Annotated in this window: 17 protein-coding genes and 1 pseudogene; 17 read left to right on the forward strand and 1 reads right to left on the reverse strand. The window is 39.0% G+C overall.

What is annotated here, in order from left to right:
• The first annotated feature begins 31 nt into the window (after positions 1-31).
• From H0184_RS15745 to H0184_RS15790, 10 genes and pseudogenes are all read left to right on the forward strand, one after another.
• Positions 32-847 (forward strand): hypothetical protein, encoded by an 816-nt coding sequence (locus tag H0184_RS15745; RefSeq protein WP_221826953.1) that lies wholly within the window; start codon positions 32-34, stop codon positions 845-847.
• A 249-nt stretch (positions 848-1,096) separates the two neighbouring features.
• On the forward strand, positions 1,097-1,324 hold the full coding sequence (gene gvpJ / locus H0184_RS15750; protein ID WP_221826954.1) for a gas vesicle protein GvpJ: 228 nt from the start codon (positions 1,097-1,099) through the stop codon (positions 1,322-1,324).
• Positions 1,325-1,406: 82 nt separating this feature from the next.
• Positions 1,407-2,312: a gas vesicle protein GvpN gene (gvpN, locus tag H0184_RS15755; RefSeq protein WP_221826955.1), complete on the forward strand. Its 906-nt coding sequence runs from the start codon at positions 1,407-1,409 to the stop codon at positions 2,310-2,312.
• Positions 2,309-3,058, forward strand: a complete 750-nt coding sequence (locus H0184_RS15760) for a GvpL/GvpF family gas vesicle protein (protein ID WP_221826956.1) — start codon at positions 2,309-2,311, stop codon at positions 3,056-3,058. The genes gvpN and H0184_RS15760 overlap by 4 nt, the downstream gene beginning before the upstream one ends.
• On the forward strand, positions 3,055-3,288 hold the full coding sequence (locus H0184_RS15765; protein ID WP_221826957.1) for a gas vesicle protein GvpG: 234 nt from the start codon (positions 3,055-3,057) through the stop codon (positions 3,286-3,288). The genes H0184_RS15760 and H0184_RS15765 overlap by 4 nt, the downstream gene beginning before the upstream one ends.
• Before the next feature lie 21 nt (positions 3,289-3,309).
• Positions 3,310-3,522 carry a GvpL/GvpF family gas vesicle protein gene (locus H0184_RS15770; RefSeq protein ID WP_221826958.1) on the forward strand — a complete coding sequence of 71 codons (213 nt, stop codon included), beginning with the start codon at positions 3,310-3,312 and terminating at the stop codon, positions 3,520-3,522.
• The gene (locus H0184_RS15775; protein WP_221826959.1) at positions 3,446-4,129 is read left to right on the forward strand and encodes a GvpL/GvpF family gas vesicle protein; all 684 of its coding nucleotides are present in this window, start codon (positions 3,446-3,448) and stop codon (positions 4,127-4,129) included. The genes H0184_RS15770 and H0184_RS15775 overlap by 77 nt, the downstream gene beginning before the upstream one ends.
• Positions 4,130-4,131: 2 nt before the next feature.
• Positions 4,132-4,368, forward strand: a complete 237-nt coding sequence (locus H0184_RS15780) for a gas vesicle protein (protein WP_260631597.1) — start codon at positions 4,132-4,134, stop codon at positions 4,366-4,368.
• Positions 4,343-4,606 (forward strand): gas vesicle protein K, encoded by a 264-nt coding sequence (locus H0184_RS15785; RefSeq protein ID WP_221826961.1) that lies wholly within the window; start codon positions 4,343-4,345, stop codon positions 4,604-4,606. The genes H0184_RS15780 and H0184_RS15785 overlap by 26 nt, the downstream gene beginning before the upstream one ends.
• Before the next feature lie 21 nt (positions 4,607-4,627).
• Positions 4,628-4,909, forward strand: a pseudogene (locus H0184_RS15790) (gas vesicle protein); the annotation flags it as partial.
• A 166-nt stretch (positions 4,910-5,075) separates the two neighbouring features.
• On the opposite strand, the gene H0184_RS15795 reads toward H0184_RS15790, so the two are convergent.
• On the reverse strand, positions 5,076-5,489 hold the full coding sequence (locus tag H0184_RS15795; RefSeq protein ID WP_221826963.1) for a VWA-like domain-containing protein: 414 nt from the start codon (positions 5,487-5,489) through the stop codon (positions 5,076-5,078).
• 184 nt (positions 5,490-5,673) lie between these two features.
• On the opposite strand from H0184_RS15795, the gene H0184_RS15800 reads away from it, so the two are divergent.
• The 7 genes from H0184_RS15800 to H0184_RS15830 all read left to right on the forward strand — a co-directional run bounded on the left by H0184_RS15800 (position 5,674) and on the right by H0184_RS15830 (position 14,359).
• Positions 5,674-7,158 carry a helix-turn-helix domain-containing protein gene (locus tag H0184_RS15800; RefSeq protein ID WP_221826964.1) on the forward strand — a complete coding sequence of 495 codons (1,485 nt, stop codon included), beginning with the start codon at positions 5,674-5,676 and terminating at the stop codon, positions 7,156-7,158.
• Between the two features lie 190 nt (positions 7,159-7,348).
• Entirely contained in the window at positions 7,349-9,022 is a 1,674-nt protein-coding gene (hutU, locus tag H0184_RS15805) for a urocanate hydratase (RefSeq protein WP_221826965.1), read from the forward strand.
• A 12-nt stretch (positions 9,023-9,034) separates the two neighbouring features.
• Positions 9,035-10,333, forward strand: coding sequence for an imidazolonepropionase (gene hutI, locus H0184_RS15810; protein WP_221826966.1), 1,299 nt, complete (start codon positions 9,035-9,037; stop codon positions 10,331-10,333).
• Positions 10,305-11,312 (forward strand): agmatinase family protein, encoded by a 1,008-nt coding sequence (locus H0184_RS15815; RefSeq protein WP_260631598.1) that lies wholly within the window; start codon positions 10,305-10,307, stop codon positions 11,310-11,312. Before hutI ends, H0184_RS15815 begins: the two co-directional genes overlap by 29 nt.
• 187 nt (positions 11,313-11,499) lie before the next feature.
• A complete protein-coding gene (locus H0184_RS15820) occupies positions 11,500-12,780 on the forward strand; it encodes a YjiH family protein (RefSeq protein WP_221827190.1) in 1,281 nt (426 codons plus the stop codon).
• A gap of 139 nt (positions 12,781-12,919) precedes the next feature.
• The gene (locus H0184_RS15825; protein WP_221826967.1) at positions 12,920-13,696 is read left to right on the forward strand and encodes an alpha/beta fold hydrolase; all 777 of its coding nucleotides are present in this window, start codon (positions 12,920-12,922) and stop codon (positions 13,694-13,696) included.
• A 171-nt stretch (positions 13,697-13,867) separates the two neighbouring features.
• Positions 13,868-14,359 (forward strand): metallophosphoesterase family protein, encoded by a 492-nt coding sequence (locus H0184_RS15830; protein ID WP_221826968.1) that lies wholly within the window; start codon positions 13,868-13,870, stop codon positions 14,357-14,359.
• The last annotated feature ends 18 nt before the right edge of the window (positions 14,360-14,377 follow it).

Genomic DNA, 14,377 nt, shown 5'->3' on the forward strand with positions numbered 1-14,377 from the left:
AAGGTGTTCACTATAAGAAAGGTGTGGAAGTATGGTTATTGAGCATGAGCAGTTAGAGCGAAGTGGTTTGACTCGTTATGTTCCGCCGAAAGGGGATTTTGAGGGGTTTCGTGATGATGAGCATTACCGTGAGAAGTTGAAGGAGTGGGGGCTTTCGTCTGCGAAGGAGGCGAAGCGGGAGTTTTTGTTTAAGGAGCGGAATTACCAGCGTGTGGTAACCATTAAAGGATATGAGACCTATGGGAAGTCCGAGGAGTTTAATACGCTGGTGATTGAATTTCAAGATGGAAATTTGTCTTGTATCCACCCTGCCTTCTTAAAGGAAATGCAGGCTTCCAGTTATGGTAAGGAGACCATGCTGCAGGTAGAAGAAAAGGATTTCAGTACACCAGAACAAGCTTCAGAGGATTCAGAGTCTAAAGCAGAAGCAAAAACACCTGAACCTAAACCAGTAACAAAATCAGAACCCAAAAAGCCAAAGTCAGCAAAACCGAAAAAAGAGAAAGAACCAAAAATTGAGCTGCCAACAGAAAAGGTACACTTTACCGCAAGTGTTAAACAATTTGCTCTTACCTACAATCCATTTAATGAAGAAAATGATGAGGTAGTCGTTCTTGAAAATGTCCAAATCGTTCAAGATGAGCCGTTAGATCTTGGTCTTGCCTGGTGCAGCCACAGTAAAACATTAAAGAAATTCGAATTGGCGCCAGGAGATCAGCTTGAATTTGACGGAAAAGTAACTAAAAAGAAGCTGGCAAAAGGGAAAGATGTAGAAGAAGAGTTCATCGTCGATGCACCGGTACTATATAAGGTTAACAATCCATCAAAAATCGTAAAAAATGGATAAACCACAAAATAATACATTAACCAAAAGGGACATCATTTAATGAGGTCTCTTTTTATTTATTAAAGACATGCAAACAAAAGCACTTGTCCACTCCAATTAAACAGCTATTCATATAGTATAGTAATCGTTATTTATAACGATAGTGACTTGTGGTCAAAAGGGGATAAAAGAGAAATCACATGGTCTAGGACGAAAGAATAATTTATTACACTCCCTCTATAGCTGCAGTCAATGAAAGGAGGGGATTAGATGGCTGCTATTCAAAAAAGTGTAGACTCTTCAAGCTTGGCAGAAGTTATTGACCGTATTTTGGATAAAGGTGTTGTGATTGATTTATGGGCTCGTGTTTCTTTAGTGGGAATTGAGCTTTTAACAATTGATGCCCGTATTGTTATTGCAAGTGTCGATACTTGGTTGAGATATGCAAAAGCAGTTGGCCTTCTTCAGGAACAGCCTCCTTTTGCAGAAGAGTCGTAGGTTGTTTTTTGAATTAAATGAAGGAGTCGAGGCTTAAGTGTGCCTTGGCTCCTTTTTTAAGAATCTAATATTAGGAGGAAAAATGTTGAATCCGTCAGATAAACGAAAAGGAACAGATGAGTTTGTAAACACTCCTTTTTTCAAAGATATCATAGACAGAACCCTTAACTACATGCAAGCTGGTTTTCCTGTTCATTTTGTTGGACCAACAGGTGTTGGAAAAACAAGCTTAGCGATTTTTATTGCGAAACAATTAAATAGAAAGATGACCATTCTTCGCGGCCATCATGAATTGTCCAACAAAGATTTATTGGGACAGTATTCTGGAGTCAAGAAAAAAGAAATAATTGATAACTATATTCACACCGTATTTAAGAAGGAGCAGGAAATCAAACCCATTTGGATCGAAGGTCAACTCATTGAAGCCGTTAAGAACGGACATGTGCTAATTTATGATGAGTTTTCACGTTCCCGCCCGGAAACGAATAATATATTTTTATCCCTGCTTGAGGAAAGAGTTCTGCCTCTGTATGGAAATGGAAAAAATTCATTTTTAAAATGCCATCCTGATTTTACGATTATTTTTACAAGTAATCCGGATGAGTATGCTGGGACTTTTCACACACAGGACGCTCTATTAGATCGACTGATCACCATCCATTTAGATTCTTGCGACAGGGAAACAGAGATAGAAATTCTAAGACAAAAAATAGGACTAAAACAGCATGAAGCAGAGGAAGTAGTTAGGCTGGTTACCAATCTAAGGTCTTATGGTAATGGATTTTGTCCCAGTTTACGAGCCTCACTTATGATTGCGTCAGTTGCAAAAACATCAAACATACAAATGATAGCTGAAAATAGCAGCTATCAGGCACTATGTATGGATGTATTAATAAGACCGATGACTCAAAACCTTTCGAAACAGCCCCCTGCGAAAGTTAAGGAACTAATACTAAAGGAAATTCTGAGAAGGGAAGGAAAAAAATGAGTACACAAGATGGGGTGTACCTTTTTTGTGCGATTCGTGAAAAGGCGCCTAAGAAATTTGGAACTGTTATCTTAAATGAAAGAAAAAGCGGTGTATATACTATTCACTTTAATAATGTTGCAATGGTAGCATCCAACGTTTCAGGTGAGGTTTTACCCGCTAGGAACAATTTAATGGCCCATCAACAAATCATCTCAGAGGTAATGAAACAATATAGCGTAATACCAATGAGCTTCGGGAATGTATTTCACTCCAAAAATGATGTCCTGTTAATAATGGAACATCTAAATGAGGAATTTGAAAAATTGTTTACGCATTTAAAAAACAAGATGGAAGTAGGCTTAAAAGTAATCCCGAAGAAAGAATGGATTGAACAGGAAATGACGAAAGACCCGCTTTTAAATGAGTGGAAATCAAAACAGAATGACCAAGTAAATTTTTATGAACAAATCTATCTAGGTGAGCAAGCCCAAAATTTCATTCTCCATTTAGAGAAGAAAGTATCAACGGAAATTTTTGAAGCCTTATTAGAGCTGGCAGAAGCGGGAAAGCAAAATAAAACCATACCAGGAAAAACACTGTTAAATGCAGCTTTTCTAGTAGATACTGCGCACGAAGCAGCCTTCGACAATAAGGTAAATGAGCTTTACGAAATATGGAAGGAAAAAGCAGAGTTTAAGTATTCGGGACCATGGCCGGCCTATAACTTTGTAAATATTCGATTAAGGATTGAAGGGAAATTATGATATTTAAATTATTTACCTTCCCCATTACTTCAATTATTAAATTAGGTGAAAAAATTCAGGAAGAAGCAGATCAGGAGCTTTACGATTTAACTATTATACAGCAGCAGCTGATAGAACTGCATATGATGTTTGATATGGGAGAAATGGATGAAGAATCCTATATAGAACGAGAGCAGGAATTACTTAACAGATATAAAATTGCCAAAGAACGCGAGAAGAACGAGTATTAATGTTCATAGGAGGAGGTAGTTATGGCTCGTACTGCGGTTGAAAATGATTTTATTTATTTGTATGGTGTCATTTTAAAGGAGGAATTACAAAAATCAGAGGTTCCTTTCATTATTGGAATTGATCAAAAGAAGACTTCAATCATTCCCTATAAAGGACTTGCAGCAGTCATTACCCCAGTCAAACCCCCTGAATTTTTCCCAGCAGCGTATCGACCTTCAATTAAAAGACCCTGATTGGTTAAAGGAGAAAGCATTTCATCATCATGAATGCATCTCAGCTATTAATAGTGTGTTTACTATCCTTCCTATGTCATTTTGTACAATTTTTCAAAAAGAAGATAATCTAAAAAGCTTACTTAATGAACAATATGATGTAATTTTCGAGAAGCTAAACCGCTTGAAAGAAAAACAAGAATGGAACGTAAAGATATACAGTTACACCGAGCAGGCGTTTTCTTATGTAATAAAGAATAATCCAACCGTTCTAGAGTTAAGAGAAAACATTAGCACTATGCCAAAGGGAAAGCAATTTATTATGAAGAAAAGGCTTAATCAATTGATTTCCGATGAAGTAGAGAAAGAACAATCCCAGCGGTGGCAGCAAGTAGAACAAAAGTTAAAGTCATTTTTCGAAGAGGCTAAGCTCCGAGGAAATTGGGGAAGAGAAATAACAGAACGACAGGATGAAATGATTGTAAACTGTGATTTTCTAATTAATAAATACAAATCAGAACTCTTTCTTAATAAAATTCATGATTTAGAAGAAGAATTTGCGGAGGCAGGCTGTACTTTTCAAGTTAGCGGACCATGGCCGCCATATCATTTTTCAAAGGAGAAATAATGATGGAACAGTATCATCTTTTTCAAAATAAAAAAATGACGCTGTTGGATCTCCTTGATGGAATCATTGATACAGGCGTTGTGGTAAGTGGAGAAATAGTAATATCGGTTGCCAATATCGATTTAATTGTTGTGGATCTTAAGCTTCTAATCTCGTCGATTGAAAGCGCCTATGGTCCATACGAGCCTATAATTGCAGGGGAGGCATTATGTGATGGAGAGATTACCACTAGATTCTAATCAGGTAGAGCAAGGGTTAGCAAAATTAGTCCTAACCATTATAGAACTTCTCCGGCAGCTTATGGAAAGGCAGGCAATGCGGAGAGTGGAAAGCGATACATTAACAGATGAGCAAATTGAAGAATTAGGTTTAACATTGATGAGACTTGAAGAAAAAATGGAAGAATTAAAGCAGATTTTTGGTTTAGAACATGAAGAGCTCAATATTGAATTGGGGCCATTAGGAAAACTGCTTTAATCTAAGAGGAGGAGGGTTCATATGCCCATTCATCACCCGCCGCAATCATCGAATTTACTTGATGTTCTTGAAAAAATTCTCGATAAAGGAGTCGTCATCGCTGGTGATATAAAAATTTCTTTGGCAGATGTCGATCTATTAACAATAAAAATTAGGCTTCTGGTTGCCTCGGTAGATAAAGCTAGAGAAATTGGAATGGACTGGTGGGAAAAGGATCCATACTATTCTTCAAAAGGGATAATGGCGGATAAAGAGCGAGCTCAATTACATGATAGAATAAATCGATTAGAGCAGCTGGTTGAAAAAAATACATTATCACTTCCAATGAGGGAGGAAGCAATAGGCCTGCCGAATGAGGAAGGATCATCTTCTGCACTGAATTCGTCTCTGGCTCATTTGGATGAAAGTTCATCATAAATTAGGAAAATGGTCAAAGAGGAGAGTTACTCCTCTTTTTTGCATGTTTCTCCTAAACGATTTTCATCACCTTCCCGAAGGGTGCTTTAGGAACAAATTCAGTCGGTACGAGCCAGTAAACCTCGTAGGATGGTACCTCCATATCCTCGGGTAAAAAACCAGTTAAATCAGTAATATAAAATACCGTTTCAATTTTTTCCTCTTCCGCCCATTCTAATGCCAATGTATAAGAAGCTTTACCATGTGTGTGATACTTTATTTCACTGCCTTCTGTAATCTGCTCTGAAGTACGTATCTTAAAATCCGCTTGAACGAGGGTGGTTTCTGGAGTAAGCTCCTTGAAAAAAGTAACAATATTTGCGATAAGATCAATTTTTGTTTCATTTGTTGAGGTGTCAACAATTAATGCAAGTCTTTTACCCTGGCGGTCCTGTATAATTTTAAGTAAATTTTTGTGCCATTTCATGTCTTGATTTTCCCCTCTCTTCAATAGTCACAAAAATTATTATGCGCATAATGAACCTATGAATTCAATACAAATTATCACATTTCATGAATAAGAATTAAAATCTAAAAATACTTGTAGATTGCCACATTGAAGGTATACTTTTATTATATTAGTAGTACTTTTTTTAGATGGGGGGAGAATAATGGAAGGAAAATGGTTAATTGCAGACCGCGATCTAAATGAGCGGGAGGGATTAAAATGGCTTTTAAAATCATCTTCCATCCCTGTGTCATCCATACATTTAGCTTCCAATTATCAAGACTTTGTTGTTACTTTTGAGAAAGAGTCACCAGATATCATTCTATTAGAACTAGATATGATCAGCAGTGATAATTGGTCTAGTTTTAGAGAATACATTCAAATCTATCAGCCTATTTTGCTGTTAACAAGTGCGGAGGCTACCTTTGAAAAGGCACGCTTAGCGATTGACCTGCAAGCCTTAGAACTAATGATCAAACCGTTTTCCGCTGCCAAAGTGAAGTCCGCTTATCAAAAAGCAGCAAAAGTCCTTGACAAGAAGCAGGATACGATAGCAGTCCCGCATTTACAGTATTATAAGGATTTATCGTATGAGGCGCTGTTTATCGCTCAGCGTGAAATAATAGAGGACTATAAAATGGCTGCGTTTAAGATTGAAAATACAGAGAACATAGGTGTGTTGTACTCCTTTTTATCAGACTTTCCTTTTAGAGAGATTCATGGAATTTTCCCTTTAAGCGATATGGTCGTTCTTTTATTTAAAGAATCGTGCCAGAATGGAAAGGAACAATGCCAAAAGGCGATGAGAAAGTGGGAAGAGGAATTCTCAGATGCACTCGCCGTTGTGGTACGTAACAATCCTTCAACACAGGTGAGTCTTAATGAAAAATTCCATGAAATACAAAAGATGCTTGATTTTACCTATTATCGGGGCTATCGGCAAATTGTGGAGTTTGAGTACACTCCTGAATGGGTACATATTGATCCTTTTTTGGCTCCCCCCGAGCAAAGGGTTTGGGTGGACATGCTGGCAAATCACGATTTAGAAGGGTTGAAAAAATGGCTTTACGACGAGTTTCTCCAACTAGAAAATCCTTATCCAGATCCGGGATTGGTTAGAATTAGGCTGACGAGTATCCTTGCCCAAATTAGGCGATTCATGAAAACCTACGATTTAGATAACCAGCCAAACTACGAAAAAGAGTACAGGTATATTTTTCATTCCATTTTGTATGATAGTGTTCTATATCGTTCGGTACAAAATTTAATCCTATTTGTTCAAAAATTATTCTTGGCTGCAAACTCCAGTCCGAAGCTGATTAAACAAGATCTCATTGAGAGAGGTATCGCCTTTATTGAGTCCCACTTCGCAAACAGTGATCTAAAGCTTGAAGATGCAGCAAAGTATGTCGACCGGAATCCTTCTTATTTCAGTCATTTGCTGATTTCAAAGACAGGTCAAGGGTTTACGGACATCCTGTCAAGTATACGAATAAAAGAAGCGAAACGATATCTCCTAGAAACCAGTAAACCGGTTAAGGAAATTGCAGCATTGGTTGGCTATCATAATCCTAACTACTTTAGCAGAATCTTTAAAGAAGTGGTTGGAATGTCTCCGAGAGAATTTCGAATAAATAAGAGGGAATAAGGCTCAGAATCTTCTGAGTCTTATTTTTTTCTAAAAAAATAACATTTTTCTAAAAATAATATAGTTATAGGCTAAAAATAAACGAGTTGTACAGATAAATAATGCTATTATTCTAATGATTAATTTGTATTTTTCAGAAGATTTTATTTTTATACTTAAGGAGAGATATACGATATGGAGGAGTGAAAGAATGGAAGCTAGTACATCTAAAAAAAGAGTAATTACCAATTATAAAGGAACTGAATTACATGCGAAAGGCTGGATTCAAGAGGCTGCCCTTAGAATGTTAATGAATAATCTTGACCAAGAAGTAGCCGAGCGGCCAGAGGATTTAGTGGTATACGGTGGAATTGGCAAGGCGGCCCGGAACTGGGAAGCTTATGACGGTATTGTCAAATCACTGCTTGAATTAGAAAGTGATGAAACCTTGTTAATTCAATCAGGTAAACCTGTGGCTGTTTTCAAATCACATAAAGATGCACCACGAGTACTATTAGCAAACTCTAATTTAGTTCCTGCCTGGGCAAACTGGGAGCATTTTCATGAGTTAGATAAAAAAGGATTAATGATGTATGGACAAATGACAGCAGGCAGCTGGATTTATATTGGAACGCAAGGAATTGTCCAAGGAACCTACGAAACGTTTGCAGAGCTTGCACGACAAGAATTTAGCGGATCACTAAAGCATACGATTACATTAACAGCAGGACTTGGCGGCATGGGCGGAGCACAGCCGTTGGCGGTTACGATGAATGATGGTGTCTGTCTAGCAATTGATGTTGATGAAACGAGAGTCGACCGTCGAATTGAAACCGCTTACCTTGATGTGAAAACGAGCGATTTAAATGAGGCTATTAATCTTGCAATACAGGCAAAGAAAGCTGGAAAGGCATTATCCATCGGTTTAATTGGGAACGCTGCTGAACTGCTGCCAATTTTGATTGAAAATGGATTTATCCCTGATGTGCTAACAGACCAAACGTCTGCTCATGATCCGTTAAATGGGTATGTACCAGTTGGTTATAGTTTAGAAGAAGCAGCTAAGCTTAGAAATGAAGACCCTTCTAAATATGTAAAACTATCGAAGCAAAGCATGGCTATCCATGTAAAGGCTATGCTTAGGATGCAGGAAAAAGGCGCTATTACTTTTGACTATGGAAATAACATTCGTCAGGTGGCAAAGGATGAGGGAGTAGAAAACGCATTTGATTTCCCTGGCTTCGTGCCAGCCTATATCAGACCTTTATTCTGCGAAGGAAAAGGACCTTTCCGCTGGGCGGCATTATCAGGGGATCCTGAGGATATTAGGAAAATTGATGAAGCACTGCTCAGGGAGTTTAAGGATGATGAGCACCTTTGTAAATGGGTAAGAATGGCACAGGAAAAAATCAGCTTTCAAGGGCTTCCAGCTCGTATTTGCTGGCTTGGATACGGCGATCGTGCCCGTTTAGGGAAAATCATTAATGACCTCGTTGCATCTGGTGAAGTTTCGGCACCGATTGTCATTGGACGGGATCATTTGGACGCAGGTTCTGTTGCCTCGCCAAACCGGGAAACAGAAGGAATGAAGGACGGAAGTGATGCCGTTTCTGACTGGCCAATTCTCAATGCCATGATTAATGCAGTCGGAGGTGCCAGCTGGGTTTCCCTTCACCATGGCGGTGGTGTAGGAATGGGTTATTCACAGCATTCCGGAATGGTCATTGTAGCGGATGGTACAAGGGATGCGGAAGTTCGATTGCAGCGAGTATTAACCACAGACCCTGGAATGGGTGTTGTTCGCCATGCTGATGCAGGCTATGAGCTTGCCATTAAGACTGCTAAGGAAAAAGGCATCAAGATGCCAATGTTGAATCAAGACTAATGAGGTGATTGGATGAATAAGCCACTTTTTATAAGAAATGCTTCTCAGCTCGTGACATTACAGGGGAGTTCACAGGCTCCCCTTGTAAAGGAAGGGATGTCTGAGATTGGTGTGATTGAAAATGGAAGTGTATGGATTGAAAACGGTGTTATCCAGGCTGTAGGTGCGGATGAGGAGATTTTTGGAAAATTCGAAAGTCGTCTGAATGAGGCAGATGTGGTGGATGCTAGTGGAAAGCTTGTAACACCAGGACTTGTAGACCCTCATACCCATCTTGTTTTTGCTGGCAGCAGGGAAAATGAGTTTAATATGAGGCTGCAGGGTGCAACCTACATGGATATCATGAATAGCGGCGGGGGGATTCATGCCACGACTAGGCGAACAAAGTCAGCCTCTCATGAAGAGCTTTTTGAAGAAAGCTTTGAACGCTTAAATCAATTTCTGCGCCACGGAGTGACTACCGTGGAAGCAAAAAGCGGCTATGGAATGGAATGGGAAACAGAGCTTAAACAGCTTGAAGTTGCGAAAATGCTGAATGAAAAGCATGTTATTGATGTGGTTCCAACTTTTATGGGTGCTCATGCTGTACCAAAAGAGTATAAAGAGAGCCCAGATGAATTTGTGGAATTGCTCATTACTGAGATGATCCCAAAAGTGGCTAAGATGGGATTAGCAGAATTCAATGACGTATTTTGTGAGCATGGCGTTTTTACTCCAGAACAATCAAAGCGAATTCTGGAGGCTGGGAAACAGCACGGCCTGATACCGAAAATTCACGCGGATGAAATTGAACCGTATGAAGGGGCAGAACTTGCTGCTGAGGTTGGGGCAATTTCTGCTGACCATTTATTAAGGGCCTCTGAAAAAGGTATGAAAGCGATGGCTGGGAAAGGAGTAGTGGGTGTGTTATTACCGGGTACTGCTTACTTTTTAATGGCAGAGTCGGCAAACGGCCGAAAAATGATTGATCTTGGGGTCCCTGTCGCATTATCGACCGATTGCAACCCTGGTTCCTCACCAACCGTGTCCCTGCCATTTATTATGAATCTTGGCTGTTTGAAAATGGGGATGACTCCTGCAGAAGTAATCAGTGCTGCAACGATAAATGCAGCACATGCCATTAATCGAGGCCTAGAAATAGGCAGTTTAGAAGTTGGAAAAAAGGCAGACATTACGATTTTCAATGTAAATAATTATATGAAACTTCAATACTCATATGGGGTGAATCATACGCATACCGTTGTGAAGTCTGGGAAGGTAGTTGTTAGGGGAGGTCAATTAATTGAAGAGCTTTCTCTATCCAAAAATTAATCCTCCTGGTTTTATGTGGGTACGTCCAGACAATGGGTTAATGAGTAAGGTTCATGAATGGATTCAGCCCCTTACTGAAATAACTGAACTTGAAAAGGCTAAGAACGCCGAGGTGGTCATTCTCGGTGTTCCGTTATCTCGTTCATCAATCAGCGCATCAGGTGCATCTGAATTTCCTGAAGCTTTCAGACGTTCATGGCGGAGCTTTGCTGTTTATAATCTCGATGAGGACGTTGATTTGTCGGAATTAACTGCAATAGATGCAGGTGACGTTCCCATGCATGTTACGGATATAAGTAAGTGTCATCAAAATATTATGGAAGCATCAACCTTGCTGCATCAGCAGTTTCTGAATTCAAAGGTATGTGGTATTGGCGGCGATCACTCAATCACAGCCATGATGGTAAAAGGAATGCACAAGGCAAAGCCTTCTGAAAGGATTGGTATCCTGCAATTTGATACTCATTTTGATTTGAGAGACATGTCGGATAATGGTCCTTCAAACGGAACACCTATGCGCAATTTAATCGAGAGCGGAGTGGTGGAAGGGAGCAATATGTACAATATTGGTCTGCATGGCTTTTATAATACGAAGGATCTTAAACAGTATGCCGATGAAAAGGGAGTCAATTATTTTACACTTCGTGCAGCTCGAAAACAGGGGATAGAGGAGACAGTTTTGAAATGCTTAGATGAGTTATCTTCGAGAGTAGATACCATCTATTTGACAGTAGATATGGATGTTCTAGATATTGCTTATGCTCCAGGGGTACCGGCCTCAACGCCGGGGGGCATGACAACCGCTGAACTGCTGGAAGGGGTACTAGCAGCCGGGAAGCACCCAAAAGTCGAAGCCATGGACATCGTCTGCCTAGATCCACTAAAAGACACAGCCGTCCAGCCAACCGTCAAACTAGGAACGCACGTATTCCTCACTTTCCTAACAGGAGTCATGCTTCGACAAAGTGCTAGCAGATAGATAGCGAATGATATCGAAATGCTAGACTTGGTGACAGGCACCGCAAAAAGACATTTTGGCCCATTTGTCCACCCCAGGTGGACAAATGGGTAGATGAGTTTCAATCTAGTAGAACAAGGGGGAATTGGGATTGGAGAATCAACCGTTATCAAAAGCACAACAGCCTGTATTACAAAATGGAAATTTAATGAATGTGGTAAAGTTTTTTCTATTTAGCGCGATTGGTATTTTTGTATTTTTTATTCCAATTACCTTAAATGGCAAATCATCGATTATGCTCGACCATTTTGTTTCTTATATTCAGAAAGCGGTACCAAGTGCATTGCCCTACTATGCTTTGCTGGTAATCATGCTTGGGGCAATTTATCCGTTTGTGAAGAAAACATGGAATAAGGATAGTGTTTCCGTTGTATTTTCCATTTTGAAAATAATTGGTTTCATCGCATCATTTATGCTTGTTTTTAATATAGGTCCGAAGTGGTTTTTTGATTCGGACATGGCTCCGTTCCTTTTTAATAAACTCGTTATTTCTGTTGGGTTGTTAGTGCCAATTGGATCTGTATTTCTAGCCTTATTAGTAGGATATGGGCTGCTTGAATTTATCGGAATATTCATGCAGCCGGTTATGAGACCGATTTGGAAGACCCCGGGAAGATCAGCAATCGATGCCGTTGCTTCCTTTGTTGGCAGTTATTCGATCGGACTTTTAATTACAAATCGCGTTTTTAAGGAAGGTAAATATTCCATTAAGGAAGCCGCGATTATTGCTACAGGTTTCTCAACGGTTTCGGCGACCTTTATGATTGTCGTTGCAAAAACGTTAAATCTAATGGAAATCTGGAACACTTATTTTTGGGTAACCTTTGTCGTAACCTTCATCGTGACAGCGATTACGGTTCGAATTTGGCCATTAAACAAGATGAGTGATGCGTACTATCAAGACATGGAGGGCGATAAAGAGGTAATAGTTAAAAAGGAGCGTATCAAGACTGCTTGGAAGGAAGCTATGGTTACGGCAAATGGAACACCAAGTCTAGGGAAGAATATCTGGTTAAATCTGAAAGATGGATTTGTCATGACAATGGGTATTTTGCCTTCTATCATGTCTGTTGGGTTACTCGGTCTTATTCTAGCAGAGTTTACCCCGGTATTTGATTGGCTAGGATATCTATTCTACCCATTCACAGCTTTGGTACAACTACCAGACCCTATGCTGGCCGCAAAAGCAAGTGCAGTCTCTATCGCAGAAATGTTCTTGCCGGCACTGCTCGTTACAAAAGCAGCACTGGTAACCAAATTTGTCATTGCAGTCGTTTCTGTATCATCTATTATCTTCTTCTCAGCTGTAGTACCTTGTATCCTATCAACCGAGATTCCATTAACCATCGGAAAACTAGTTGTCATTTGGTTCGAAAGAGTTGTGCTGACAATATTGATAACAGCCCCATTAGCATTTCTGTTTTTATAATGAATATTGTTTGGTGACAGGCACCACAAAAAGACAAATGTCCACTCAGGGTGGACATTTGTTGTATTAATTAAGTATGATATGTGGGGCTTTGAGAATACTATTATTTTATTGAGGAGTACTTTATTGGGGTGATTCGATGGCGATGTTAGAGATGGGAGATGGAACTAGCTTGTATTTTTCTGTTATCGGTGATGGAATTCCGATTGTTTTTATTCATCCGCCTCTACTTACCAGTGAGAATTTTAGATACCAAATCAATGAACTATCTCATACTTTCAAAGTGATTACTTTTGATATAAGAGGTCATGGTAAAAGTGAGTATTCACCAATAAAGATTTCCTATCCTTTAATTGTGGAAGATATGAAACGTTTATTAGAACATTTAGGAATAGAAAAAGTCATTCTATGCGGATACTCTACAGGTGTCTCTGTTGCACTAGAATTCATGCTGACCTACCCGGGTAGAGCAATAGGAGGCATACTGGTAAGCGGAATGTCGGAAGCTAGTGATTTTTATCTTCGCCAAAGGATTTCTATAGCAATCAAACTCGCAAACCCATCTGCTTTATCTTTCCTCGCTAAAGCCATTACATATGGCAATTCCGATTCTAGAGAGACGTTTACATTATTGTATAATGAAGCGATTAAAGGAGACGCCAGAAATATTAATCAATATTTCCAAAATAGTGTAATTTATTCTTGTACAGAACAGCTAGAACAGATTAATCTTCCGATATTATTGATTTATGGAAAAAAAGACAAATCCTTTTATCGCTGCGCCAATCTCTTAAGCAGCAAGTTGCCAAAAAGTAATTTAATATTCCTAGATAAGGAAAAACATCAAATTCCTACAAAAGCTGCTGACAAATTAAATCAATTGATTACAAATTATGTAGAGAATAATAAATTATAGATTTTTAAATATTCAGGAAATTAAGTTTTGATTTCTTGGGAAAGCGCATGAATAGACATTTTTAGCGGTAAGATGTCAATAAATGATGTCGTAAACCTAGTTGAACAACTCTTAAGGGAGTGTATTTCACTTCGAATTTGTATATTCTTTAGAAAATCAAGGGGAAAAATAATGAAAATTGTCGTACTATCAGATACACATTTACCTAAAAGGGAAAAAGGATTACCACCTAGGTTGATAGAAGATTTGAAGACAACAGATTTAATCATTCATGCAGGAGACTGGCAGACCTTAGATGTATATAAAGAGCTGCAATCTTATGCAAGAGTTGAAGGTGTTTATGGAAATGTAGATAATGAAGAATTAGCTGGATTATTACCCGACAAAAAAGTTGTAGAAGTGTGCGGCTTTCGTATAGGAATTACACATGGGCATGGAAAGGGGAAGACAACTGAAAAACGTGCCATTGCAGCATTTGAGGATGAAAAAGTTGATTGTATTATTTTTGGACATTCTCATATTCCTGTTATGAGGTATGAAGGGGACTTATTACTCTTCAATCCAGGTTCACCAACAGACAAAAGAAGACAGAAGTTGTTTTCTTTTGGAGTGATCTCCATTAGTGATAAAATGGTCGCAGAACATATTTTTTTTAATGAATAGTAATAGTGTGGAAGGAGG

This window comes from Neobacillus niacini (assembly GCF_019749295.1).
GTDB lineage: Bacteria > Bacillota > Bacilli > Bacillales > Cytobacillaceae > Neobacillus > Neobacillus niacini_D.

Coding starts and splice junctions, on each gene's coding strand:
- gvpN (WP_221826955.1), top strand. CDS start 1,407: ATGTTGAATCCGTCAGATAAACGAAAAGGAACAGATGAGTTTGTAAAC.
- H0184_RS15830 (WP_221826968.1), top strand. CDS start 13,868: ATGAAAATTGTCGTACTATCAGATACACATTTACCTAAAAGGGAAAAA.
- hutU (WP_221826965.1), top strand. CDS start 7,349: ATGGAAGCTAGTACATCTAAAAAAAGAGTAATTACCAATTATAAAGGA.
- H0184_RS15770 (WP_221826958.1), top strand. CDS start 3,310: ATGGCTCGTACTGCGGTTGAAAATGATTTTATTTATTTGTATGGTGTC.
- H0184_RS15820 (WP_221827190.1), top strand. CDS start 11,500: ATGAATGTGGTAAAGTTTTTTCTATTTAGCGCGATTGGTATTTTTGTA.
- H0184_RS15780 (WP_260631597.1), top strand. CDS start 4,132: ATGGAACAGTATCATCTTTTTCAAAATAAAAAAATGACGCTGTTGGAT.
- H0184_RS15825 (WP_221826967.1), top strand. CDS start 12,920: ATGGCGATGTTAGAGATGGGAGATGGAACTAGCTTGTATTTTTCTGTT.
- H0184_RS15760 (WP_221826956.1), top strand. CDS start 2,309: ATGAGTACACAAGATGGGGTGTACCTTTTTTGTGCGATTCGTGAAAAG.
- H0184_RS15745 (WP_221826953.1), top strand. CDS start 32: ATGGTTATTGAGCATGAGCAGTTAGAGCGAAGTGGTTTGACTCGTTAT.
- hutI (WP_221826966.1), top strand. CDS start 9,035: ATGAATAAGCCACTTTTTATAAGAAATGCTTCTCAGCTCGTGACATTA.
- H0184_RS15785 (WP_221826961.1), top strand. CDS start 4,343: ATGGAGAGATTACCACTAGATTCTAATCAGGTAGAGCAAGGGTTAGCA.
- gvpJ (WP_221826954.1), top strand. CDS start 1,097: ATGGCTGCTATTCAAAAAAGTGTAGACTCTTCAAGCTTGGCAGAAGTT.
- H0184_RS15800 (WP_221826964.1), top strand. CDS start 5,674: ATGGAAGGAAAATGGTTAATTGCAGACCGCGATCTAAATGAGCGGGAG.
- H0184_RS15765 (WP_221826957.1), top strand. CDS start 3,055: ATGATATTTAAATTATTTACCTTCCCCATTACTTCAATTATTAAATTA.
- H0184_RS15795 (WP_221826963.1), bottom strand. CDS start 5,489: ATGAAATGGCACAAAAATTTACTTAAAATTATACAGGACCGCCAGGGT.